Raw genomic sequence first — 23824 nt, 5'->3', positions numbered from 1 at the left:
CATCGGTGGTTCGGTCCTATCGCGCGCGGCCGGAGCCGTCGAGGCGGCCCCTGACGATACCGGCGAGGGCGAGCCCGGCCGCGACGACGATGCTGAGGTGGCCGGCGGTCCCGGCCACGCGCACGGCCGGGGTGATCTCGGTGCGCAGGGGCAGGTCCTGCCCGGTGTAGATCGCCTCCGTGAGGACGCCGGTGCGCTCGAGGAGCTCGCCGTCGGGGGCGACGACGCCCGAGGCGCCGGTGCGCCCGACCTGCACCGCGGACCGGCCCAGCTCGACGGCGCGGAAGCGGGTCATCGCCAGCTGGTGCTCGCTGACCGCGGTGTCCCCGTGGGTGGCGTTGTTGGTGGGGACCAGGAGGATCTCCCCGCCGAGCTCGACGCCCTCGGTGAGGATGGCGGAGTAGCCGACCTCGAAGCAGATCGCGGTGGCGACGGGCACCGTGCGGCCGAGGCGCTCGACGTCGACCTCGACGAGGGCCGGGTCCTCCCCCGCCAGCATGTCGGTCGTCACCCGGTCCACGGCCGGGGAGAAGAAGCGGAAGAAGTCGCGGAAGGGCATGTACTCGCCGAAGGGGACGGGGTGCTGCTTGGCGTAGGCCTCCCCCACCGGACCCTGGCCGGCCTCCCAGACGAGGACCTCGTTGTACCGGTTGCGCGCACCGTCCTCGCCGTCGACGTAGCGCTGCGTGCCCAGGACGATCGGCACGCCGGCCGCCTGCGCGGCCCGCTCGACCGAGTCCGCGACGCCGGCGTCGGTGCGGGGGTCGACGTCGGCCGCGGACTCCGCCCACAGGACGAGGTCGAGGGCCCCGCCGGAGGCGACCAGCTCCTCGGTGGCGTCGGCGTGGTCGGCGGTGACCTGGCGGGCCTCGTCGCTGCTCGTGAGCCCGTCGCCCGGGACATGGACCTGCACCGCCCCGACCGTCAGCGTCCCGGACTGGGCCCCGGTGGGGACCGGGACGACGAGCCCGACGAGGAGGACGAGCCCGGCGGTGAGCACCAGGCGCGCGCCGCGGAAGGGGCGCAGGCGGGTGGTGGCGGACAGGCCCTCGGCCAGGGTGACGCCGGTGAGCACGACCGCCGCGGAGACGAGCGGCTCGCCGCCCCAGCGGGCCAGGGACAGCAGCGGGCCGTCGACCTGGCTGTGCGCGAGGATGCCCCAGGGCAGGCCGCCGAAGGGCACGTTGCTGCGGATGACCTCGACGGCGACCCAGGCCACGGCGGCCAGCAGGGCCCCGACGGCGGGGCGCCGCGCGGCCCCCAGGGCGCGCACCGCCCAGGCGCGCAGCGGTCCGTACAGGCCGAGCAGGAGCGCCTCGAGGACGGACAGGGCCACCCACGGGAGCCACTCCCCGCCGCCCACGGCCTGCACCGCCCAGGACAGGTGGCGCAGCATGAAGGCGAGGCCGAAGGCGCTGGTGGCGAGGTAGGAGAACCCGGGGCGCTGCCCCCGCAGCGCGAGGTGCAGGACGCCCACCGCCAGGATCGCCATCCACCACCAGGTGCGCGGGGCGAAGGCGAGGTCGGCGGCGAGCCCGGCGACGACGGCCGCCGCGAGGGCGATCGGGCGAGGGAGCGTGGCGGGCACCGAGAAAGCCTAGGGAACGCGGGGCCGGGGCGCTGATCCGTCCGCGGGGCACCGCTCCCCCGCCGACCTGCGCCGGAACCGTTCCCCGGCTGCAGGTCGGGGGGAGGCCCGCGCACCCTTCGGACCGTGGAGGCCTCCCGTGGGGCCTGCCCCGTTTTCTACTGGGCGCGCGGGCCGCGTCTCCTACGACGGATCGGCCGGTCCGAGGACCGGCCGACCGCCGCAGGGCGTTGGGAGAACATATCCCGGGGCCGCGGGCTGTCGGGCACGGTGTGATCGATAACGATCTGGTGTCTGTGCAGGTCAGGGGCTTGGCGGCAGGTCAAGACGGTGCAGAGTCCCCGGCGTGTCGGTCCTCGGCGTGTCCTCCACGGCTTGTGGACAAGTTCCGCTCACACGGAGGACCAGGCGACCACGCCACGCCTCACGAGGCCGATCGCCTCCCAGGCGGCGTGCGCGAGGGCGGGGTCCGGGGCGGCGACGGCGACCTGGTCGAGGACGTCGAGCAGCTGCTTGCACTGGCGCACGAGGTCGCCCGCGCCGATGCCGGCCAGGTCGAGGACGTCGGCGAGGTAGCCGCCCTGGGCCCACTCGAGCACGGCCCGCACGAGGGCGTCGTCGACGGGCTCGGCCGGCGGCAGGCCGTGGCTGCGCTCGAGGTCGGCCAGGCGGGCCGCGTGGCGGTGGGTCTGGCGGGCCGCGGCCCCGAGTGCGCCGGTGGGGCGCATGGCGCCCGCGGCGGCCAGGTCGGCGGTGCGGTTGGAGGAGACGATCATCGTGGCCACGGCGGCCAGCTCGGCCGGGCTCAGGCCGTCCCAGTCCCCCGACCGCAGGCACTGGGCCAGCAGCAGGTCCCGCTCGGCGTACAGGCGGGCGAGCCAGCGTCCGTCCTCGGTCACCAGCTCGTCCTCGAGGTAGCCCAGGTCGGTGAGGACCTCGCAGACCCGCACCAGGTCCTGGGCGACCGAGCCGGTGCGCTCCTCGATCCGTCCGGTGAGGTCGGCAAGCTCGGCGCGGGTCCTCGACCAGCGCCTGCCCACCCGGGCGTGGCTCTCCCGGTCGGAGCAGCCGTGGCAGGGGTGGGCGCGCAGGGCGTCGCGCAGCTGCTCGGCCCGGGCGGCGGGCCCGGGCGTACGGTCCGACCCGGTGGCGCCCGAGCCGGCGGAACCGGGACGGGCGGTACCTGCGTCAGGGGCGCCCGGGCGGCCAGGCGCGTCGGCGCGCGGCCGCGTGCCCTGGGCCAGGGCGTTGCGCAGGGAGGAGCCCAGGTCGCGGCGCTCCTCGGCGTTGCGGGGGTTGAACCGGCGCGGGACCTGGACCTTCGAGACGACCTGCAGCCCGTGCGGGACCTCGGTGGTGGTGAGGCGCCGCACCCGGCGGTCGTCGCCGAGCACCTGGATGCCGGCCCGGTCGATGGCCGAGGTGGCCTGCTCGAGGACGACGGCGTGCTCGGTGCGCCGCCCGCGGCTCATGGCCACGACGTCGCCGCGCCGCACGGCCTGGAAGGTGGCCTCGGCCTCCCGGCGTCGGGCGGCCGAGCGGGCCTTCGACTCCTCGCCCTCGGCGGCGGAGAGCTCCTCGCGCAGGCGCTGGTAGTCGGCGAAGTCCCCGAGGTGGCACCGCATCTGCTCGGCGAGGTCGGCGACGGCGCGTTCGTGGCGCCGGACCTGCCGCGCCAGGCCGACGGCCGAGCGGTCGGCCTGGAACTGGGCGAAGGACTGCTCGAGGACGTGGCGGGCGGCGGCGAGGTCGAGGCGCTGGAGGAGGTTGACCGCCATGTTGTAGGTGGGGCGGAAGGCGGAGCGCAGCGGGTAGGTGCGCCGGGAGGCCAGGCCCGCCACGTGCGTGGGGTCCACGCCGTCGGCGTAGAGGACGACGGCGTGCCCCTCGACGTCGATGCCGCGCCGCCCGGCCCGGCCGGTCAGCTGGGTGTACTCCCCCGGGGTGAGCGCGGCGTGGCCGGAGCCGTCCCACTTGTCCAGGCGCTCGACGACGACGGAGCGGGCGGGCATGTTGATGCCCAGGGCCAGGGTCTCGGTGGCGTAGACGACCTTGACGAGGCCGGCGGCGAACAGCTCCTCGACGACCTGCTTGAACACCGGGAGCATGCCGGCGTGGTGGGCGGCCACGCCCTGCTCGAGCGCGTGGGCCCACCGGTCGTAGCCGAGCACGCCGAGGTCGGCGGGCGGCAGCGCGGCCGTCGCGGCCTCGTGGTGGCGGCGGATCTCGGCGACCTCCTTGGCGGTGGTCAGCCGCACGCCCGAGCCCACGGTGGCGCGCACGGCGTCCTCGCAGCCGGCGCGGGAGAAGATGAAGACGATCGCCGGCAGCAGCGCCTTGTCGTCCAGGGCGCGCACGACGTCGGGGCGCGCGGGCCGGCGCACGGGTCGGGTGTCGTCCCGGCGCGCCTCGAGCGCCCGGTTGCGTCCGCGCGGGCGGTTGCGGCGCTGTGGCCGGCCGTGCTGGCCCTTCGTGGCCCGCTCGGCGCGGCGCACGGCCTCGAGGAGGTCCGGGCTCAGCGGCGGGTCGGCGCCGACGTCGGTGGGGTCGACGACGTGGGAGTACAGGTCGAGGATGCGCCGCCCGACCATCATGTGCTGCCACAGCGGCACCGGCCGCCGCTCGGAGACGACGACGGCGGTGTCGCCGCGGACCTCGGTGAGCCAGTCGCCGAACTCCTCGGCGTTGGACACCGTGGCCGACAGGGAGACGATCTGCACGCGCTCGTCGAGGTGGAGGATGACCTCCTCCCAGACCGGTCCGCGGAAGCGGTCGGCAAGGTAGTGCACCTCGTCCATGACCACGAAGCCCAGGCCCGTCAGGGCGGGCGAGCCGGAGTAGAGCATGTTGCGCAGGACCTCGGTGGTCATGACGACGACGTCGGCGTCGCCGTCGATCGAGGTGTCCCCGGTGAGCAGCCCGACCCGGCCGGCCCCGTACCGGGCGCGCAGCTCGGTGAACTTCTGGTTGCTCAGCGCCTTGATCGGGGTGGTGTAGAAGGCCTTGCGGCCGCGGGCGAGCGCGAGGTGGACGGCGAACTCCCCCACCACCGTCTTGCCGGCGCCGGTCGGTGCGGCCACCAGCGCCCCGCGGCCCTCGGCCACCGCGCGGCAGGCCTCGACCTGGAAGGGGTCCAGGGAGAAGGCCAACGCGGCGCGGAACTCGTCGAGCTCGAGCTCCGGGTCGGGGCCGGCCGGGCGTCGTCGTGCGGCGGCGTAGCGCTCGGCGGGGCTGGTCATGCCCCCAGGCTAGGTCCGACGTCGGCGCAGCCGCGCGAGGCGCCCGCCCGGCCCGGCCGAGGCATCGGTGCTGCCGGCGGTCTCGTCCGCGCTGCCGTCGGGGTCCGCCGGCGCCTGCGGCGCGCACACCCGCCATGCGCCGGGCACGACCTGGGCGCGCAGCGGCAGGGTGCCGACCTCCTCGCCGTCGGCCATGACGGTGGGCACCGTGCGGCCGTGCCCGGGGGCGTCCTCGAGGAGCACCTCGCGGGCGCGGGTGACGGTGACGGGGTCCAGCTGCACGTGCGAGCCGTTCGAGAAGCGCGGGAAGAGCCGGGTGATGGTCCCCCGGCCCACGGCGTCGATGTGGACGACGTCGAGCAGGCCGTCGGTGGGGTCGGCGCCGGGGGCGACCGTGAGCCCGCCGCCGATGAGATCGGTGTTGGACACCGAGACGAGCGTGACCGGGCCGGTGCTCCCCTCGCCGTCGATCGTCACGGTGGCCCCGTAGGGGGTGAACCGCGCCGTCTCGACGGCCGTGGCGCGCAGGTACTTCAGCGACCCGCGCGGCCAGGACATCCGGTTGGCGGTGAGGTTGATCTGCGCGGCGAAGCCGGCCACGAGGGAGGAGGCGCACCAGCGCACGTCCTCCCCGCCGGGCACGAGGCCGAGCGTGGGCCCGGCGGCGTGGCGCCCGCGCGGCGGTCCCGGTCGGCTGACCCGGATCGCGTCGAGGGGGCGGGTGCCGGCCGAGGGGTCGGCCGGGTCGAGGGCGGCGTGGATGAGGCGCAGGGAGTCCACGTGCCGGTTGACCGGCAGGCCGAGCGCGCGCGCCACGTCGTTGCCCGAGCCGACCGAGACCAGGCCGAGCGGTACCCGCGTGCCGGCGACTGCGTTGAGCCCGAGGTGGACCATGCCGTCGCCCCCGACGACGACGAGGGCGTCGATCCGGTTCTCCCGCGCGGCCCGCTGGGCGCGGGCCAGCGCGTGCAGCGCGTCGGTGCCGGTCAGGTCGTGCGTCTCGACGAGGTCGCCGAGCACCCCGCGGACCTCCTGGGCGACCCGGGCGCCGTTGCCGGCACCGGCCGAGGGGTTGATGACGAGTCCGACGCGCGCGCTCATGCGACCTCCGGTGCGGGTGGGACCTCGACGGCTGGGTCCGCGTCACGGCGGGCCGCGCGGCGCGAGCGCAGGCGCTCGATGAGCGCGCAGACCCCGATCGCCCCGAAGTAGAGCACGAGGATGGGCATGGCCATGGCGATCATCGACCAGGCGTCGGGCAGCGGGTTGGCGAAGGCGGCGAAGACGAAGGCGCCGATGACCGCCCACCGCCAGGCGCGCAGGTAGGCACGGGCGCGCACGGCACCGGCCGCGGTGAGACCGACCATGACCACGGGCAGCAGGAAGGCCACGCCGAAGACCACCAGGACGCGCAGCACGAAGACCAGGTAGGAGCGGGCGTCGACCAGGCTCGTGCCGCCGTCGGGGACGAAGGAGGTGAGGATCTCGACGACGTGCGGGACGAGGAACCAGGCGAAGGTCCCGCCGGCGAGGAACAGGAGCGCCCCCGACAGGGCGAAGGCGACGGCCACGAGCTTTTCGCCGCGGCGCAGCGCGGGCGCGAGGAAGAGCCACAGCTGGGCGATCCACCACGGCGAGGACAGGAAGACGCCGATGACGACGGCGACCTGGACCTGCAGGTCGAACGCGGAGCCCAGGGTGGTGAAGTTGAGCCCCGACAGGGCCCCGTCGACGCGGGCCGCCGTCAGCGGCGAGGTGATCTGGCGCAGGACCGGTTCGTAGAGGAACCAGCCGCCCACGGCGCCGAGTGCGATGCCCGCGAGCGCGAGGAGAAGACGTCTGCGCAGCTCACCGAGGTGCTCGCGCAGCGGCATCCGTCCCTCGGGATCGCGCCTGCGGCGCGCCACCCGCTAGCCGGCGGGCGTCGACGGCGGGGGCGTGCTGCCGGAGGCGGTCGCGCCCTGGCCGGGGTGCTGGTCGTGGCCCTGCGGGTAGGGCTGCTGCGGGGGCTGTCCGTACGGCGCCTGCCCCTGGCCGCCCTGCTGCTGCGCGTATCCCTGCTGCTGGTATCCCTGCTGATCCTGTGGCGGCTGTCCCTGCGGCGCCTGTCCCTGGCCCTGCTGCCCGTGCGGTGCCTGGCCCTGGCCGTTCTGCCCGTCGGGCTCGTCGTCGCGCAGCTCGCGGACCTCCTTCTTGAAGACCTTGAGCGACTTCCCGATCGACGAGGCGATGTCGGGCAGGCGCGAGGCGCCGAACACCAGCAGGATCACCACGAGCAGGATGATGAGGTGCATCGGCTGCAGGCCGTTGCGGAACATGGTGGTCACCTTTGCACGGGAGGTCGGAACATGCCCAGGATAGACGCCGCACCGCCCCCGGCGCCTGAGCCCGAGGTCCTGGGTCACCGTGGCGCACCGTTGCGACGTCCGGAGAACACCCCGGAGGCGCTCGCGCTCGCCGTCGAGGAGGGCGCGCACGGCGTCGAGCTGGACACCCACCTGACGGCCGACGGCGTCGCCGTGGTCCGCCACGACCTGCTCGTCGACGGCCGTCCCACGCGGGCGCTCGAGGCCGCCGAGCTCGCGGCGCTCGGCGTGCCCACCCTGCTCGAGTGCCTCGACGCCGTCGCCGGGGCCGGCGCCGCGGCGGGCACCCGCCCGTGGGTGCTCGTCGAGATCAAGTCCTCCCCCGGTGAGCCCGCGCTCGCCGCACCGCCCGACGCGGCCGTCGACGCCGTCGCCGCTGTCCTACGGGCGCACCCCCTCGGCGGGCGGTGCGTGGTGGAGTCCTTCGACCGGGCCGTCCTCGCCGAGGCGGCCGCCCGGCTGCCCGAGGTCCCCCGCGCGGTCCTTGCCGACGCGCCGACGACCGCCGCGGGATCGCCCTTCCTGGGCGGTCGGGACGCGGGCGGTGCGGCCTGGGCCGACCCCGACCCGGTCCGGGCCGCCACCGCCCTCGGCGCGGTGGCCATCGCCGCCGAGCACGCCTGGCTCGATACCGACCTGGCCGACCGGGCCGGACGGGCGGGCCTGGCGACCTGGGCGTGGACGGTCAACTCCCCCGCGGACGCCGACCGGGCGCTGGCCCTCGGCGCGCAGGTGCTCGTCACCGACGACCCCGCCGCGATGCTCCGGCACCTCGCCGCGCGCCCGGGGCCGGGACGCTGAGGACTCAGGCGCCGTGCCGGGCCAGGGCCGCCCGTGCCGCGGCGCGGACCCGGTCCGCCCACGGTGCCGGACCGATCCGGCGGACGTCGCGCCCCAGGTCGAGCATCGCCGAGACGAACCACGCCGGGTCGGCGACCCGCAGCCAGAGCCGCACCCCGCCGTCGTCGAGGTCCTCGAGGGCGACCGAGGGGACGGTCTCGGCGAACCAGCGGGCCACCGAGACCAGCTCGACGACGACGAGCTCTCCGGCCTCGCCCACCTGGCCGGTGCGCTCCGGCCACGGGTGGTCCTCGGCGGGGGTGTCGAGCACCTCGGCCGACCGGACTCGGTCGATGCGGAACGTGCGCGGCGCACCGGCCCGCAGGCACCACGCGGACAGCAGCCAGGAACCGGAGTCGTTGACCAGGGAGCGGGGGTCGACGTCGCGCTCGGATCGCACGTCCGCCCCCGAGACGTAGTCCAGGTGCAGGCGCCGGCCGGTCTCGATGGCTTCGCGCGCCCGCTCCAGGGCGACCGGGTCGGCGTCGGGGACCGCGACGTCGACGACGCCGGCGACCCTCGGTGCCGCACCGCCGGCGGCCTCGAGCTTGTCGGCGAGGCGGTCGACGATCCCGGTGGGCAGCCCCACGCCCGCGGCCACCGCCCGCAGCGGGCCCAGCGCGACGAGCAGCAGCACCGCCTCGTCGGTGGCCAGGCGCAGCGGCCGGGCCATGCCCTGGTCGTTGGCCAGGGAGACGACGCCCGCGTCGAGGGCGTCCGCGGAGAAGTCGATGAGGTCGTCGTGCTGGTAGCCCGGCAGACCGGTGACCCACAGCAGGTCGACGTCGGCGAGGATCTGGCGCTGCGGAACCCCGAAGTGCTCGGCGAGGTCGGCGACCGTCTGGTCCCCGTGCTCCCGCAGCCGCACGACCATGGCGAGCAGCCGGGTGAGCCGGTCCTCGGCGACCTCGCGGCGCGGCCGGCGTGCCTGCTCCGGCGCGCGCGTGGCGGCCGCCGGCGCTTCCGCCTCGCACACCGGGACCTCGGCCAGGTGCGCCAGGCGCGCCCGGACGGCCAGGGCGAGCTCCGGCGGGTCGAGCGGGAGCGCCGCCTCGCCCAGGGCGGCGACGTCGGCGGAGAGCCCCACGACGTCGGTCGCGGCCAGGGCGATCACCTCCCAGCCCTCGGGGGCGTCGGCCGCGTCGGGCTCGAGGGTGCCGTGGCCGCGCAGCGTGCCACCCCGTCCGGGGGCCACGGCCACGCGGGCGTCGACCGACGGACCGGAGGCGACGGTGAGCAGCGCGGCCGGGTCGAGGTCCGCGGGCGGCGGGACGCGCGTCCCGCCCTCCTCGGCGCGGGCGCGGCCGCGGATGCGGGCCAGGTGGAAGACCCGGGCGGCGCCGCGGTCGTGGTCATGGCCGACGAGGTACCAGGACCGGCCCCGGGCCACGAGCCGCCACGGGTCGACGACGCGGGTGCTCAGCGCCCCGGTGGAGGCCGCGCGGTAGCCGAAGCGCACGGCGTGCCCCTCCTCGAGGGCGGAGATGACGACGGCGAAGGCGGGGCCCGGCTCAGCGAGCCCGACCCCGGGGGTGAGCGTCGGGCCGGACGCCGCCCCGGGGCTGCCCTCCCCCGGTCCGCCGGCGAGGCCGCGCAGCTTGGTCAGCCCGCGCTGGGCCGGGGAGCTGAGCGAGGCGTCGCGCCACACGCCGGCCGCCGCGGCGAGCACCGCCGACTCCTCGGCGGTGAGGCTGAGCTCGGCGACGGCGTCGCCCTGGTCGGCGACCCGGTAGGTGATGTCGGTGCGGTGGGTGGGCGAGATGATGTTCTCCAGCGGCACGCCCAGGGCCCGCAGCGAGTCCTTGTCCCGCTCGAACATGCGCTCGAAGGCCTCGTCGCCCTGACCGCCGTAGCCGTGGACCTGGCGGCGCACGTCCGCCTTCGACAGCCCGCGCGAGCTCGCGCGCAGCGCCGCCAGAAGGTTGAGGAGGCGCTCCTCCTTCGACACCTTGACCGCCGCCTCGTTCACGGGCCCACGCTACCTGCCGGGGTAGCGTGACGACGTGATCCTGTGGCGCGGCGGTGAGGTGGTGTCCCGGCGTCGCGAGTGGCCCGGGGCGGTCGAGCTCGAGGTCGTCCTCGACGGGGAGCCGACCGAGCCCGGCACCGACGGTCCCGACGGCTCCCCGGCCGACGCGGACTCCTCCGGCTCCGCCGTCTCCCCCGGTTCCCGCGTGCGCGCGCTCGCCTACCCCGCGATGGTCGGCGACCCCGTGCCGGGCGACCGGGTGCTGCTCAACGCGACCGCGCTCGCGCGCGGGCTGGGCACCGGCGGGTACGCGCTCGTCGTCGCGCTGCCCGACCGGCTGCCCGACGACCCGCCGCCCGGGCCCGGCCACCTCGTCAAGGCGCGCTACACCCCCGGCCAGGTGATGGTCCTCGGCGTCGACGAGCAGGAGTCCGCGCACCACGAGGACCTGACGGGCGCCGACGACCTCGCCGGCATGCCGGTGGTGGTGGCCGACCTGCACTCCGCGCTGCCCGCCGTCGTCGCCGGTGTGCGCCAGGTCCGCCCGCGCGCCCGGCTCATCTCGGTGATGACCGACGGCGGGGCGCTGCCCGCCTGGTTCTCCCGCACCGCCGCGGGGCTCACCGGCGCGGGCCTCATCGCCGGGACGGTGACCGTGGGCCAGGCCTTCGGCGGCGACCTCGAGGCGGTGACCGTGCACACCGGCCTGCTGGGCGCCCGGCTCGTACTGAATGCCGACGTCGTGGTCGTCGCCCAGGGTCCCGGCAACCTCGGGACCGGGACACGCTGGGGATACTCCGGCGTCGCGGCCGGCGAGGCGCTCAACGCGGCCGCCACGCTCGGCGGCCGCGGGGTGGCGGTGCTACGGATGTCCGGCACCGACGCGCGCGAGCGGCACCAGGGGCTCTCCCACCACAGCGTCACCGCGCTCGGGCGGGTCGCGCTCGCCGGGTGCGACGTCGTCGTGCCCACGCCCCTGGCCTGGCCGGGCCCGGACCACTCCGCCCTGGTCGAGGACCGGCTGCCCGCGACGCTGGCCGGGCGGCACCGCCGCGTCGACGTCGACGTGGCGGACCTGCCGGCGGCGCTGCGCGAGGTCGAGGAACTGGCTGGGGTGCGGATGTCGAGCATGGGCCGCGACCTGAGCGCGGACCCCGTGCCCTTCCTCGCCGCGGCCGCCGCCGGCGTGCACGCCGCGACCCTGCTCGGCTGACGGGCCCGGCCGCGACGGTCCGGGCAGGCGCGCCCGTCAGCCCTGGTCCGCGCCGCCCTCCCGGGCGTGCAGCTCGACGAGCGTGGACAGCCGGGCCGCCGCCTCCCGGGCGCGCGTCCCGTCGGATCGCTGGACGGCCATGACCGCCAGGGTGCTCGAGTCCGAGAGGTCGAGGTTGGCCCACGGGCGGTGCTCGCCGTACTCCACGCCGAGGATCTCCGGCCAGGTCACCCGGCGCCCGCCGAAGAAGTTGCGCACCGTCAGGCCCTCCTCGTCCGGCAGGGCCGCGACCCTCACCTGGCGCTCGAGGACGACGACGATGATCACGGCCAGCAGAGCGGTGCCGGCCTGGTCGACGAGTCCCCAGTGCTCCACGCCCGGCACCCGGCCGGTGAAGATGATGATGAGGACCGCGCCCACCACGACCGCGACCTGCAGCGCCCGGGCGACCAGGCGCACCAGGCGCGGCCGGACCGGGGCGTGCAGCTCGGCGCGGATCCGGGCCGGGTCCGTCACAGGCGGCTGGCCAGGATCGCGGTGACGAGGATGGCCCGGGCGCCGACCCCGTAGAGCTCGTCCATCACCTTGTTCATGCGGTGACGCTCGACCATCACGCGCACGGCGACCCAGTCGTCGTCGCGCAGCGGGGAGATCGTCGGGGACTCGCTGCCCGACGCCACGGCGATGGCCGCGTCGAGGTCCGCGCGCCGCACGTCGTAGTCGATGAGGACGAACTGGCGGGCCACGAGCACGCCCTGGATGCGGCGGTCGAGCACCTCGAGGCCGGCGGGCTCCTCGCTCGTGGCGCGGCGCACGAGCACCGCCTCGGACTCCAGCAGGGGTTCGCCGAAGGTGCTCAGCCCCGCGGCCGCCAGGGTCGAGCCGGTCTCGACGACGTCGGCGACGACGTCGGCGATGCCGAGCCGCACCGCCGACTCCACGGCGCCGTCGAGGTGGACGGTGCTCGCGTCGATGCCGCGCTCGTTGAGGAACCCGCGCACCACCGTGTCGTAGGAGGTGGCCACCCGGGTACCGGCGAGGTCCTCGATGGTGCGCGGACCGTCCTCGGGGGCGGCGAAGCGGAAGGTCGAGCGGGCGAAGCCCAGGGCGCGGTGCTCGATGGCGTCCGCCCCGGAGTCGACGAGCAGGTCACGGCCGGTGATCCCGCAGTCCACGGTGCCGGCGCCGACGTAGACGGCGACGTCGCGGGGACGCAGGAAGAACAGCTCGACGTCGTTGTCCGGGTCGGCCACGACGAGCTGGCGGGAGTCCCGGCGTCGCCGGTAGCCCGCCTCGGCGAGCAGGTCGGTGGCGGGCTCGGACAGCGCGCCCTTGTTCGGGACGGCGATGCGCAGCATGGGTCTCTCTCCTGGGGGACGCGGGCCCGGTCCGTGGCGGACGGGGCTGCTCAGAGGTAGCGGTAGACGTCGTCGAGGCTCAGGCCCTTGGCGAGCATGAGGACCTGCAGGTGGTAGAGCAGCTGGCTGATCTCCTCCGCGGCGGCCTCGTCGCTCTCGTGCTCGGCGGCCATCCACACCTCGGCGGCCTCCTCGACGATCTTCTTGCCGATCGCATGGACGCCGGCGTCGAGCTGCGCGACGGTGCCCGAACCCTCGGGGCGCTCGGCGGCCTTGGAGGTGAGCTCGGCGAACAGCTGGTCGAACGTCTTCACGGGTGCCAGCCTACGGCTCACTCGTCGACGACGACGGGCGTGTCCGCCGGCGCGCGCACCGCGGCGCGGGCGTCGACCTCGCCGCTCAGCAGCCCGGCGTCGGTCATGAAGGTGGCCATCGCCTCCCACCGGGCGGCGTCGATCCGGCCGGCCTCGTCCTCGCTGCCGTAGAGCTCGGCGGTGGCCTCGACGACCGCCAGGGCGGACTCGCGGGCCTCGGGCTCGGTGAGGTCGGGGACGTGGGCGGCCGACGCGTCGACGGCGGCCTCCGGGTCCTCGGCGACGTCGGCCATGCCGCGCAGCACGGCGCGCACGACGGCGGCGACCGCCTCCTCGTCCTCCTCGAGGGCGCTGCCGGTGGCGACCAGGCCGACGCCCACGAGCGGCACGTCCTCGCCCAGGTCGATCGCGCGTGCGGGGCTGCCGGCGCGCTCGAGGCTGACGGCGTCGTTGTTGACGAACCCGACGACGGCGTCGACGTGGCCGGCGGTCAGCGCCGCGACCTGGGTGAAGCCGATGGTCTCGACCGCGACCTCCTCCCCGCCGTCGGGCAGGGTGGCCAGGGCCGCCTGGAGGCCGAACCAGGTCTCCCCGAACTCGCCGGGGACGCCGACGCTGTGGCCCGGCAGGTCCGCCAGGGAGGTGATCTCGGAGTCCTCGGGCACGAGGACGGCCACCGGGTACTCCTGGTACATGGTGGCCACGGTGGTGAGGTCGGCGCCGCCGGCGACGGCCTGGAGCATCTCGTCGCCGCCCGCGACGACGACGTCCTCCTCGCCGGACTCGGCGGCCGTGAACAGGCCCTCGGAGGCGCCGTGGTGGCGCAGCGTGACGTCGACGCCCTCGTCGGCGAAGTAGCCGCGCTCCTCGGCGACGTAGAAGGGGGCGAACTGGACGTCGGGGACGTAGGTGAGGCCGATCGTCAGCTCGGTGTCGGCCGGCTCGTCGGCGTCGTCCGCGGAGCAGGCGGCGAGCGTCGCGGCGGCCAGGCCCGTGACGGTCAGTGCGGTGAGGACCCGGGCCGGTCGGCGTCGGGGGGCGGTGCTGCGGCGGGGGGACATCATGCTCCTTGTCGGTGACGGAGGTGGCGCTGGAGCGCCCCGGCCGCGCCGAACAGCGACGCGGCGAGGACGCACAGGACCGTGAGGACGGAGAACAGGCCGACGGTGTCCGCGGACGAGGCGCGCGCGGAGAGCAGCATCCCGAGCCCCCGCCCGCCGGTGACGATCTCGCCGACGATGGCGCCGGTCAGCGAGAGGGTGACGCCGTTGCGGACCCCGGTGAGGATCGAGGGCACGGCCAGGGGCAGCAGGATGCGGCCGAGCAGGACCGGTCCGCCGGCGCCGTCGAGCCGGGCGGCCTCGACGATCTCGGGGTCGACGTGGGTGAGGCCGTGGACCGTGCCCAGCAGCATGGGGAAGAAGACCATGAGGGCGCACAGCACGATCACCGGCGCGGCCCCGTAGCCGAGCCACAGGGCCAGCAGCGGGGCGACGGCCACGGCGGGCAACGCCTGGGAGGCGGCGACGTAGGGCTCGAGCATGCGGCGCGCCACCGGCGACGAGGCGATGGTGATGCCCAGCGGCAGGGCGACGGCGGCGCCGAGCAGGGAGCCGGCCCCGGCGGAGACGAGGGTGGGCCACAGGTAGCCGCGGGCCGGTCCGCGCAGGTCCTCGGCCACGCGGGCGAGCACCTCGCTCGGGGCGGGCAGGAAGTACGGGTCGACGAGGCCGGTGCGGCAGACGAGCTCCCAGACCAGCAGGACGGCCACGCCCAGGCCGACCGGGGCGAGCGCGCGCCTCGCGGAGGTGCGTGCGGGTGGGCGGGGACGCGCGGGGCCCTCGGGCACGGCCCCCGTGGGGGTCGGCTCACCGTGCTCGATCGGCAGTGCCATCGCGTCCTCCTTCCCGGTCGACGTGGACCGGGGCGAGGGGACGCGGAGAGTCCCAGGAGGCAGGCCGGGTGGCCTGCCTCGCGTGCTTCCTCTCATCCGGACTTTGACCGTCGGTCCCGGAGTTCCACCGGATCGGCCCTCCCCCGCGCAGCTGCCTGCGTGGGCTCGGGTTCGCGGACTGTCACCGCCGGTTCGGATTTTCACCGACCCCGGAGCACGTGCTCGGGGGCAGTGTACGACGTCGGGGCCCGGGCACGAAGGTCCGGGCCCCGAGGTGGGCGTGGCGGGAGGTGCGGCGAGGGCGGCTCAGCCGCCGTCCTTGTCCCCCTGGTCGGCGACGTTGTCGTTGCTCGCCCGGGTCCGTGCGTCGTTCATGCGCCCCTCGGCGTCGTCGGTCATCGATCCGTACTGCGCACCGGCACCGTTGTCGTGGTCGTTGAGGTAGCTGATGAACTGCGCGCGCTGGTCGTCGGTCATCTGGTCGTACGGGACGACGCTGCCGTCCTCGTTCCAGAACGGGTCGGTCCCCGAACGGCCGGTGGACTCGGCCCACTCCGCGGGGCTCGGCACGCCGTCGAAGGATCCTGCCGCGGCGACCACGGAGTAGAACCGGTCGTTGACCATGGCGTTCTGCGCCTGCTGCCACTGCGCGGCATCGACACGGGAGGCGTCCTCGTTGCCGGTGTCGAACATCGCCTCGAGGACGGGGTCCTTCGCCCAGTCCACCACCTTGTCGACCCCGCCGCCGACGACGGGGATGTCGTCGAAGGGGACGAGCCCGATGCCCTCGTTCGCCAGGTCCTGCATGTACTGGTTGTAGGAGTCCAGCGCGCTCGCCGAGTCGCCCTTCTCGTCCGACAGCGACTCCAGGACGAAGGCGTCGAAGTAGCTCCCACGGCCGAACGCGGACTGCGCACTGTCCATGTTGCCCGCGCTGAGCGCCTCGTACATGGCGTTGTTGGTGTGCGCGTAGGAGGCGTTGAGGACCCGCTGGAGCGCCGGAGGATTGTCCGGGTCGCCGATGACGGACCCGTCCTCACCGGGCCTGACGATCTCGTCGGGCCGGTCGTAGCCGAGGTCCCCGAACATGTGATGAAGATTGTTCAAGGTCGCGTCGCTGAAGTGGATGTTCCACGTGCCGTTGGCACCCTCGGACACGATGTCGCTCGACCCCTGACCGTCGAACGCGGCGTGGAGGTCGTCGATATAGGTGGCCGTCACCGTGCCCATGGCGGGCCGCAGCGCCATCATGTTCATCCCGGCTCGTGTCTCGGCCGTGTCGCCGGCCCACGGCTCCGATCTAGAGATCGCCTCGTTGTACGAGGTGATCGACTCCTGGGCGAGCTGGACCGACTCCTGGTCGGTGTCGTCGAGTGCGTAGGACTCGAGGATGTCGCCCATCGTGGTGCCGAGGTCGGTCATGCCCTGGAGGCCCTGGCCGTTGCCACGCTCGGAGATGTAGTAGTCCAGCACCGACTCCGCACCACCGCTGCCGTCGGGGTCGGCGAGCAGCAGGCCGTAGGCGGCCTGCTCGTTCGTCCCGGCCGCGACGAGCAGGTTGTGCAGCGGGTCGCGGCGGGAGTCGCTGGGGCCGAGGTCCCCCAGGGGCGACGCCTGCAGGTCGCCGAGCGAACCGCCGGAGTGCTGGTAGTTGGTGCGGTTGGGGTGCAGCTCCGTCATCTCCTGGTCCCAGGCGACCATGTCGACACCGACGGTCTCCATGTACTCCCGGCCGACGTCGAGCGAGGGGTCGTGGGCCATGCCGGCCGCGAGCAGCTGACTCTGGATGTCGTACCCGTACAGGGCGGTGTAGTCGATGTTGGGGTCGTACGGCTCTCCGGTGTGGGGGTTGACGCCGACGCGACCGGTCGTCTGGAGGTCGTTGAGCCAGCTCTGCTGCCACTCGGCCATCTCGGCGCGCGTCTGTGGGTCCACCGACTCGAACTGGCTGGACACGTCGCCCTCGTCGAGCGATCCCGTCGAGGTGGTGTAGGCGGTGCCGAGGATCCCGAAGGTCTCCCGCAGCAGCTTCTGCTCCTCGGGGTAGCCCTCGAAGGCGTCGATGGTCGACATGAGCCACTGCGAGGTGTCGTCGAGGCCCTCCGCGCCCATCTGCTGCATGAGCGCGACGGCGAAGTACGGGTCGTCGACACGGTCGCCGTAGGTCTGGTTGAACTCCTCGAGCGCCTCCGTGTCGCCGTTCTCACCCCGTTCGAGGAGGTCGGCGGCCTCCTCGGCCTCCTCCTCGGCGACGTGCTGCTGACGGTCGCCGTCGGCGATCGTGGTCCCCGCGGTCATCGCGGCGGCGATGTCGCTCGCGCTGCCCTGCTGGGAGGCGGGGACGAACCCGTCGGTGAGGCTGGTGAGGCTGGAGGCCGTGGTGCGAGCGGCGTCCCCGAGGACGTCGACCGCGGAGTCGTACCGGTCCTTGATGTCCTCGCGCTGGTTCTCGCGCTGGATGTCGATCGACTCGATCGCCTCGGACTTGTCGCGCTGGTTCGCCGGGTCGGCGTAGTAGGGGTCGCTGTTGATGGTGTCCAGCGACTGGTCGAACCACGCGTCGAGCTCGTCCCACTCGGTCTGCAGGGCCTCGACGGTGGAGGTGCAGTGCTCCAGGGAGGCACCGAAGTCCCAGATGTGCTGCCCGGCGCTGCCCATGTTCCCGGTCGCCGTCTGGACGTGCCCGGACAGGACGGAGAGCTCGGTGTCGATGGCGTCGGACGACACGCCCTCGGGGAACGCGCCGCGCAGCCGCTCGGAGGCTGACCCGTCCGAGAGGAGGGTCTGCTCGAGGCGGCCCTGGATGCGGGAGACGTTGGTGCCCTGGACCATCAACGTCTGGGCCACACCGTCGGGCAGGGGAAGCTGGTCAGCACCACTCATGGCGGTTCCTCTCGGGGATCAGGTGGGGGGGCCGGGCGCTCAGACCTCGAGGAAGTCGAAACCGGTGCCGGAGGCGTGGTCGACCTCCTCGAAACCCTCGGCGACGCTGACGGTGGCCGAGCCGCACGCCTCCGTGGCTGCGGCGAGGGCGAGGAGCCCGGTGTCGTGCGTGGAGGCGAAGTCGGCCAGCGCCGAGCGCAGGGCGGACAGGTCGCCGGCGATCGCGTCAGGCCCGTTGCCGACGCCCCGGTTGAGGACGCTCTCCTCGGGCAGCTCGCCGGCGGCGTCGCGCAGGAGCATCCCGTCGACCCAGACGTCGTCGCCCACCGCGGAGGTGGAGTACGGATCGATCTCGAGCGTCATGACGGGCTCCTCCTCGCGGGCGGGGCACCGGGCGGGTCACCGGCGGTGCACGATGCCCGATGCTGTCCGCAGGGGCTGAACCCACCATGGCGAGCAGGTGAACAGCAGGTGCCGACGGCCTCGTCGCGGTGGGGAGAGGTCCCCGTGGTGCTGGGCGTCTGCCCGTCAGTGCGCGTGTGCCCCCTGGGCGAGCTCGCGCAGCGCGGCGATCTCGGCGTTGGCGTCCTCGGCGTTGTACACCGCGGAGCCGGCGACGAAGGTGTCGGCACCGGCCTCGGCGGCCCGCTCGATGGTCGCCCGTGAGACGCCGCCGTCGACCTGCAGGCGGATGTCCAGGCCCGCGGCCGACACGGCCTCGCGGGCGCGACGGATCTTCGGCAGCACCGACTCGATGAAGGTCTGACCGCCGAAGCCCGGCTCGACCGTCATCAGCAGGATCATGTCGAACTCGGCGAGGTGGTCGACCAGCGGCTCGACCGGGGTGCCCGGGCGGATCGCCACCGAGGCCTTCGCGCCGGCCGCCCTCAGCTCACGGGCGAGCTTGACCGGCGCCATCGCCGCCTCGAGGTGGAAGGTCACCGAGGCGCAGCCGGCCTCCGCGTAGGCGGGCGCCCAGCGGTCGGGGGCCTCGATCATCAGGTGGGCGTCGATCGGCACCGGGCTGACCCGCACGCAGGCCTCGACGACGGGCAGCCCCCACGAGAGGTTGGGGACGAAGTGGTTGTCCATGACGTCGACGTGGGCGTAGTCCGCGCCCGAGATGCGGCCGAGCTCCCCGGCGAGGTCGGAGAGGTCGGCGGTGAGGATGGACGGGGAGACGACGATGGAGGCCATGTTCCCAGGTTAGTCGCGTCCCTCGCGGCGCAGGAGGGCGAGGAACATCGCGTCGGTGCCGTGCTCGTGGGGCCACAGCTGGACCACGGAGGAGTCCGGGGCCGGCCCCTCCCGCTGCCCCTGCTCCTGCTCGTCGCGGCCCTGCCGGTCGAGCGCGGTGCCGGTGACCCGCTCGGCCAGGCCGCCGGCCACGGACCGCATCACCGCGGCGGTGTCCAGCAGCGTGAGACCGGGCGTGGTGCGCAGGAGGTGGGTGACCTGCGCGCGGGTCTCGGCCACGTGCGGCGAGCAGGTGACGTAGGCGAGGACCCCACCCGGTGCCAGGGCTCGCGCCGCGGCGGCGATCAGCTCGCGCTGCAGGCCGGTGAGCACCTCGAGGTCCTCCGCGGTGCGCCGCCACCGGGCCTCGGGACGCCGGCGCAGCGCACCCAGGCCCGTGCACGGCGCGTCGAGCAGGATGCGGCTCGCCCCGCGCGGGGCGACGGGCTCGATCAGGTCGGTGGCCGTGCGGCCGTCGGCCACCGTGACCGTCACCGCGTCCCTGGCGAGCGCGACGGCGCGCCGGACGAGCTCGGCGCGGTGCGGCTGGACCTCGTTGGCGACCAGGTGGGCGCCGCGCCCGGACGCGGCGGCGGCGAGCAGGGCGGCCTTGCCGCCGGGGCCCGCGCACAGGTCCAGCCACGTGCCGCCGTCGTCGTGGGCCCCCGCGCCGAGGGGCGCCGCCAGCAGGGCGTGCGCGACGAGCTGGCTGCCTGCGTCCTGGACGCCGGCGCGACCGGTGGCCACGTCCTTGAGGTCACCCGGTGAGATCCCCACCAGGTCGACGGCGCCGGGCAACGGGTGCTGCTCGACGTCACCGCCGAGGTCGCGGGCCTGACGGCCGAGCTCGCCGACCGAGGACCAGCCCGGCCGGGCGACGAGGGTGACCCGGGCGGGGGTGTTGTCGGCGTCGAGCAGGTCACCGAGCTCGCGGGCGTCGCGGCCGTCGGCGAGCAGGGCCTGCTGGAGGGCGCGCACCACCCAGGCGGGGTGGGACTCCACGGCGGCCGCGACGTCGTACCACTGCCCGCCGCGCTCGCGCACGTCGTCGGCGACGTCGTCGAGCCAGTCCTCGACGTCGCGCGCGCCGACCTTGCGCAGCACCGCGTTGACGAGCCCGGTCGGGGCGGGCCCGGCGACCTCGCGCGTGAGGGCGACCGACTCGGCGACCGCCGCGTGCGCGGCCACCCGCATGCCGAGCAGCTGGTGGGTGCCCAGGCGGAGCACGTCGAGCACCGGTGCGTCGAGGGTGGCCACGTCGCGGCCCGAGGCCACGGTGAGGATCGCGTCGTAGCGCCCGGACATGCGCAGGGTGCCGTAGGCGAGCTCGGTTGCGAAGGCGGCGTCGCGGCCCGTCAGGCCGCGCTCCCGCAGCAGGGCGGGCAGCACGAGGTTGGCGTAGGCGTCCTCGGTGCGGACCTGGTGCAGCACCTGGTAGGCGGCGCGTCGGGCCGGGTCGGTGCGGGACGGTCGGGCCTGTCGGCCCTGTCCGGCAGGGCGGCCCGAGCGTCCCGGGCCGCTGCGACCGCCGCGGCCGCCGCCGCGCTGGTCTCGACGCCGATCGCCTCCGCGCGGGCCGTCCTCGCGGGGACTCATGCCTCGGGTCGGCTCTCACCCAGGGTGGCACCGGGCTCGAGGCGGGCGCCGCGCGCCCAGGCGTCGGCGGCCATCCAGCTCTTGCCGGCGGGGGCGACCTCGCCGAGCGCGACAGCGTGGGTGGCGGTCCCCACCAGCACCTCATGACGGTTCGCGCGCACCTGGCCGGGGGCCAGGTCGTCGACGTCGGGGCGCAGCCGCACGGGGCGCAGCTTGAGGCGGGCGCCGTCGGGCAGGGTCGTCCAGGGGCCCGGCGCCGGGGTCGTGGCCCGCACCAGCCGGTCGACCTGGGCCGCGGGTGCCTGCAGGTCGACGAAGGCGTCGGCGGGATTGAGCTTGGGGGCCAGCGACACGCCGTGCTCGCTCTGTGGTGCCGGGTCGATGAGCCCGGAGACGAGGGTCTCCAGGGAGCGGGTGAGCAGCGGCGCACCGGCCACGGAGAGGCGGTCGAGCAGGTCCCCGGAGGTGTCGCTCGGCTGGACGGTCTCGGTCATCGTCGCCAGCACCGGACCGGTGTCCAGTCCCTCGTCCAGGAGGAAGGTCGTGGCACCGGTGACGTCCTCGCCCGCGAGCAGGGCCCGCTGCACGGGGGCGGCGCCCCGGTAGGCCGGCAGCAGCGAGAAGTGCAAGTTGACCCAGCCGTGGGTCGTGGCCGCCAGCGCCGGTGGCGGGACGAGCAGGCCGTAGGCGACGACGGCGGCCACGTCCGCGTCCAGCGCACGGATCTGCTCGACGACGTCGGCGTCCCGCAGCGTGCGCGGGGTGAGGACCTCGAGGCCGGCCTCCTCGGCGGCCTCCCCCACCGGGGACGGGTACAGGGTGCGGCCACGACCTCGTCGCGCCGGCGCGCGGGTGAGCACCCCCACCACCTCGTGCGGTGAGTGCAGGAGGTGGTGCAGGGCCGGGAGCGCGGCGACCGGGGTGCCGGCGAAGAGGACTCGCACCCTCACGATGGTAGGCGCCGTCCGACGGGGTGTCGCACGCCGGCGACCACGCCGGGTCTCACAGCAGCTCGGCGGGCGACATCTCCACGCGCACGCCGCCCCGTTCCTTGCGCGCGGACCGGGCGGCGGCCGCGGCGGCGAGCAGCGGCCCCAGCTCCGTGCCGGCGTCCGTGCGCACGACGGCGCGCACCTGCTCCTCGGTGCCCGTGACCGGACCACCCGCGATCTCGACCGGGACCGGTCCGAGGACGTCGACGGCCCCGGCGCGCGCGTCCTGGCCGAGGTGGGCGAGGAAGGAGCGCACCGCGGCGGGCGGGCCGACCACGGAGGCGACGGGGACCGCGGGCGGCAGGGCGAGCTCGGTGCGCTCAACGAGCTCGCGCTCGGCCAGGCCCACGGGGTCCCACCTCACCAGTGCCTGGGCGACGGCCGGGGCGGGGCGTCCGAGCAGCATGACCCGCCCCCCGTCGGGGGCCGGGCGCACGAGCGAGGCCGCCCAGATCCACCGGCGCAGCGCCTCCTCGGCGGCGGCCAGGCCCGGGCGGGCGGTGGCGACGCCGCCGTCGAGGAGCAGCGCGGCGCGGTAGCCTCCGTCGGCGACGGGTTCCGCACCGGGGGTGGCGACGACGAGCCGGGGCCGGTCGTCGACGGTGCGGGCGACCCCCGTGTCCTCCCCCGCCCCGGAGGTGACGACGGGGACGCCAGGGAAGGCCCGCCCGAGCTCGTGGGATGTGCGGGCCGCGCCGACCCGTACGGCCCGCAGTGCGGACGACCCGCAGGTCGTGCAGCGGAAGTCGGCGGCGTGCCGGCCGCACCAGCGGCACGACGGCGGGGTGTCGCCCCGGCCCAGGGCCAGCGGGCCGTGGCAGTGCCGGCACCGGGCGATCTCGCGGCACCGGGCGCAGGCGAGCGCGGGGACGTAGCCTGCCCGGGCGACCTGGACGAGCACGGGGCCGGCGGCCAGGGACTCGCGCACGAGCCGCCAGGCCGCGTGCGGGATCCGGGCCGCGGCCGCCGGGCCGTCCGCGGCGAGGTCGAGGTCGTTCGGGGCGATCACCCGCGGGGACCCTTCCCGCACGAGCGCCCGGTCAGCCACCAGGGAGGCGGCGGCGCCGGAGGCCACGAGCTGCTGGGCGGCCACGGATCTCGACACGCCGATGACGGCCAGCGCCGCCCGCTCCCCCGAGGTGTGTGCGGGCTCGTCGCGGCGCACGGGCGATTCGGCCGATCCGCCATCGGTCGCCCGGTCGGGCTCGGTGCCCTCCCCCGTCCCCGCGACCGGCTCGGGCAGGTGGCGGGCGAGCAGGACGTCCCGGGCGTGCGGGTAGGGGGCGCGCGGCTCGGCGAGCCGATCGTCGCCGTCCTCGACGAGGACGACCAGCCCCAGGTCGACCAGCGGGGCGAAGGCCGCCGAGCGGGTGCCGAGCACGACCCGGGCCGAGCCGGTCAGGGCGCGCAGGAAGGTGCGGTAGCGCCGGGCCGTGCCGTCCTCGGCCGAGAGCCTGGCCAGGCCCGGCACCCCGGCCTCGGTGAGGGCCTCGGCGAGCTCGTCGACGTGCCGCGCCGTCGGGGCGACCACGAGCGCGGTGCGGCCGCCGGCCAGGGTGGCCCGGACCGCGCGGGTGACCAGGGCCGCGGTCGTGCCGGGCAGGGCGGTGACGACGGCCGCCGGGGACTCGCCGGCCGCCAGGTGGGAGAGGAAGGCGGGACCGGCGGTGAAGCTCGCCCAGGCGCCGGGGTCACGTGTCTCAGGCGCCGCCTCGGCCTCGGGCACCTCGCCGTCGTCGGCGACCGTGTCGCCTCCCCCGGCCGGGGCCAGCGACCCGCCGTCCGGTGCGGTGCGATCGGCGTCCGCGCGACCGCCGCCCCCGGCCGCCGCCTCGCCGCCTAGAGGCCGGGCCCGCTCCATCACCGAGGTCTCGGTCGCGGCGTGGCGCGGGGGCACGGCGAGGCGCACGACGTCGGCCGCGGTGCCGCCGTGGGCGCGGGCGACCGCGCGGACGAGCCGCGCCACCGGCGGGGCGAGCACCGGGACCGGGCTGATGGCGCGCCGCAGGGGGGCCAGGTCCGCCCGCTCCGCGCCCCTGGTCCGGGCCAGGACGAACCCGCCGAGGTCCCGGCCGGCGAACCGCACCCGCACGCGTGAGCCCACGGCGACCTGCTCGGTCATCGAGGCCGGGACGAGGTAGTCGAAGGGGCGGTCGAGATGCGCGAGCGGCGTCTCCACCAGGACCGAGACGACGTCCGCGTCCGGGTCGCCCCCGGCCGCGGCCGGCGGCGCGAGGTCGACGAGCTCACCCAGGGAGGGCTGCTCGGCGCGGGGGGTCATCGCCCCATCCCATCACGGGCGTGGGACAGCGGAGCGCGCGGATCGACGCGACGGT

Annotated in this window: 19 protein-coding genes and 1 riboswitch; of the genes, 2 read left to right on the top strand and 17 right to left on the bottom strand. The window is 75.6% G+C overall.

Features of this window, described 5'->3' with window-relative positions; genetic code table 11:
• Positions 1-16: 16 nt before the first annotated feature.
• The 5 genes from lnt to tatA all read right to left on the bottom strand — a co-directional run bounded on the left by lnt (position 17) and on the right by tatA (position 7145).
• A complete protein-coding gene (gene lnt / locus AC3D3D_RS01335; RefSeq protein ID WP_463661379.1) occupies positions 17-1588 on the bottom strand; it encodes an apolipoprotein N-acyltransferase in 1572 nt (523 codons plus the stop codon).
• A 392-nt stretch (positions 1589-1980) separates the two neighbouring features.
• Positions 1981-4827 (bottom strand): DEAD/DEAH box helicase, encoded by a 2847-nt coding sequence (locus AC3D3D_RS01330; RefSeq protein WP_463661380.1) that lies wholly within the window; start codon positions 4825-4827, stop codon positions 1981-1983.
• A 9-nt stretch (positions 4828-4836) separates the two neighbouring features.
• Entirely contained in the window at positions 4837-5928 is a 1092-nt protein-coding gene (locus AC3D3D_RS01325) for a diacylglycerol/lipid kinase family protein (protein ID WP_463661381.1), read from the bottom strand.
• Entirely contained in the window at positions 5925-6701 is a 777-nt protein-coding gene (tatC, locus tag AC3D3D_RS01320; RefSeq protein ID WP_463661382.1) for a twin-arginine translocase subunit TatC, read from the bottom strand. Before tatC ends, AC3D3D_RS01325 begins: the two co-directional genes overlap by 4 nt.
• A gap of 36 nt (positions 6702-6737) precedes the next feature.
• Positions 6738-7145: a Sec-independent protein translocase subunit TatA gene (tatA, locus tag AC3D3D_RS01315; protein ID WP_463661597.1), complete on the bottom strand. Its 408-nt coding sequence runs from the start codon at positions 7143-7145 to the stop codon at positions 6738-6740.
• A 30-nt stretch (positions 7146-7175) separates the two neighbouring features.
• Between tatA and AC3D3D_RS01310 the strand changes: the two genes are divergently transcribed.
• Positions 7176-7994: a glycerophosphodiester phosphodiesterase gene (locus AC3D3D_RS01310; RefSeq protein ID WP_463661383.1), complete on the top strand. Its 819-nt coding sequence runs from the start codon at positions 7176-7178 to the stop codon at positions 7992-7994.
• 4 nt (positions 7995-7998) lie between these two features.
• Here the strand turns inward: AC3D3D_RS01310 and AC3D3D_RS01305 are convergent, their stop codons facing one another.
• Complete coding sequence (locus tag AC3D3D_RS01305) at positions 7999-10002, bottom strand: helix-turn-helix transcriptional regulator (RefSeq protein ID WP_463661384.1); 2004 nt, start codon at positions 10000-10002, stop codon at positions 7999-8001.
• 34 nt (positions 10003-10036) lie between these two features.
• Here AC3D3D_RS01305 and AC3D3D_RS01300 point away from each other — a divergent pair, with 34 nt between their 5' ends.
• Positions 10037-11215: a DUF3866 family protein gene (locus tag AC3D3D_RS01300; protein WP_463661385.1), complete on the top strand. Its 1179-nt coding sequence runs from the start codon at positions 10037-10039 to the stop codon at positions 11213-11215.
• A gap of 36 nt (positions 11216-11251) precedes the next feature.
• Here the strand turns inward: AC3D3D_RS01300 and AC3D3D_RS01295 are convergent, their stop codons facing one another.
• The 11 genes from AC3D3D_RS01295 to AC3D3D_RS01245 all read right to left on the bottom strand — a co-directional run bounded on the left by AC3D3D_RS01295 (position 11252) and on the right by AC3D3D_RS01245 (position 23769).
• Complete coding sequence (locus AC3D3D_RS01295; protein ID WP_463661386.1) at positions 11252-11731, bottom strand: PH domain-containing protein; 480 nt, start codon at positions 11729-11731, stop codon at positions 11252-11254.
• A complete protein-coding gene (hisG, locus tag AC3D3D_RS01290; RefSeq protein WP_463661387.1) occupies positions 11728-12573 on the bottom strand; it encodes an ATP phosphoribosyltransferase in 846 nt (281 codons plus the stop codon). The genes AC3D3D_RS01295 and hisG overlap by 4 nt, the downstream gene beginning before the upstream one ends.
• A 50-nt stretch (positions 12574-12623) precedes the next feature.
• Positions 12624-12887, bottom strand: coding sequence for a phosphoribosyl-ATP diphosphatase (locus tag AC3D3D_RS01285; protein ID WP_463661388.1), 264 nt, complete (start codon positions 12885-12887; stop codon positions 12624-12626).
• Positions 12888-12904: 17 nt separating this feature from the next.
• Entirely contained in the window at positions 12905-13951 is a 1047-nt protein-coding gene (locus tag AC3D3D_RS01280) for an ABC transporter substrate-binding protein (RefSeq protein ID WP_488512264.1), read from the bottom strand.
• On the bottom strand, positions 13948-14781 hold the full coding sequence (locus AC3D3D_RS01275; RefSeq protein WP_463661390.1) for an ABC transporter permease: 834 nt from the start codon (positions 14779-14781) through the stop codon (positions 13948-13950). The genes AC3D3D_RS01280 and AC3D3D_RS01275 overlap by 4 nt, the downstream gene beginning before the upstream one ends.
• An 80-nt stretch (positions 14782-14861) precedes the next feature.
• Positions 14862-15001, bottom strand: a riboswitch (FMN riboswitch).
• A gap of 86 nt (positions 15002-15087) precedes the next feature.
• Complete coding sequence (locus tag AC3D3D_RS01270) at positions 15088-17664, bottom strand: hypothetical protein (RefSeq protein ID WP_463661391.1); 2577 nt, start codon at positions 17662-17664, stop codon at positions 15088-15090.
• A gap of 39 nt (positions 17665-17703) precedes the next feature.
• Positions 17704-18027: a hypothetical protein gene (locus AC3D3D_RS01265; protein ID WP_463661392.1), complete on the bottom strand. Its 324-nt coding sequence runs from the start codon at positions 18025-18027 to the stop codon at positions 17704-17706.
• A 165-nt stretch (positions 18028-18192) separates the two neighbouring features.
• The gene (rpe, locus tag AC3D3D_RS01260) at positions 18193-18861 is read right to left on the bottom strand and encodes a ribulose-phosphate 3-epimerase (RefSeq protein WP_463661393.1); all 669 of its coding nucleotides are present in this window, start codon (positions 18859-18861) and stop codon (positions 18193-18195) included.
• Positions 18862-18870: 9 nt separating this feature from the next.
• Positions 18871-20331 (bottom strand): RsmB/NOP family class I SAM-dependent RNA methyltransferase, encoded by a 1461-nt coding sequence (locus AC3D3D_RS01255; RefSeq protein ID WP_488512262.1) that lies wholly within the window; start codon positions 20329-20331, stop codon positions 18871-18873.
• Between the two features lie 161 nt (positions 20332-20492).
• Positions 20493-21440, bottom strand: a complete 948-nt coding sequence (locus tag AC3D3D_RS01250; RefSeq protein WP_463661395.1) for a methionyl-tRNA formyltransferase — start codon at positions 21438-21440, stop codon at positions 20493-20495.
• Positions 21441-21498: 58 nt separating this feature from the next.
• Positions 21499-23769, bottom strand: a complete 2271-nt coding sequence (locus tag AC3D3D_RS01245) for a primosomal protein N' family DNA-binding protein (RefSeq protein WP_463661396.1) — start codon at positions 23767-23769, stop codon at positions 21499-21501.
• Positions 23770-23824 lie beyond the last annotated feature (55 nt).

The sequence above is a fragment of the Georgenia sp. X1117 genome (assembly GCF_057784635.1).
The sequence above is the reverse complement of the archived record's forward strand: the minus strand, read 5'-3'. Positions and strand labels throughout refer to the sequence as shown.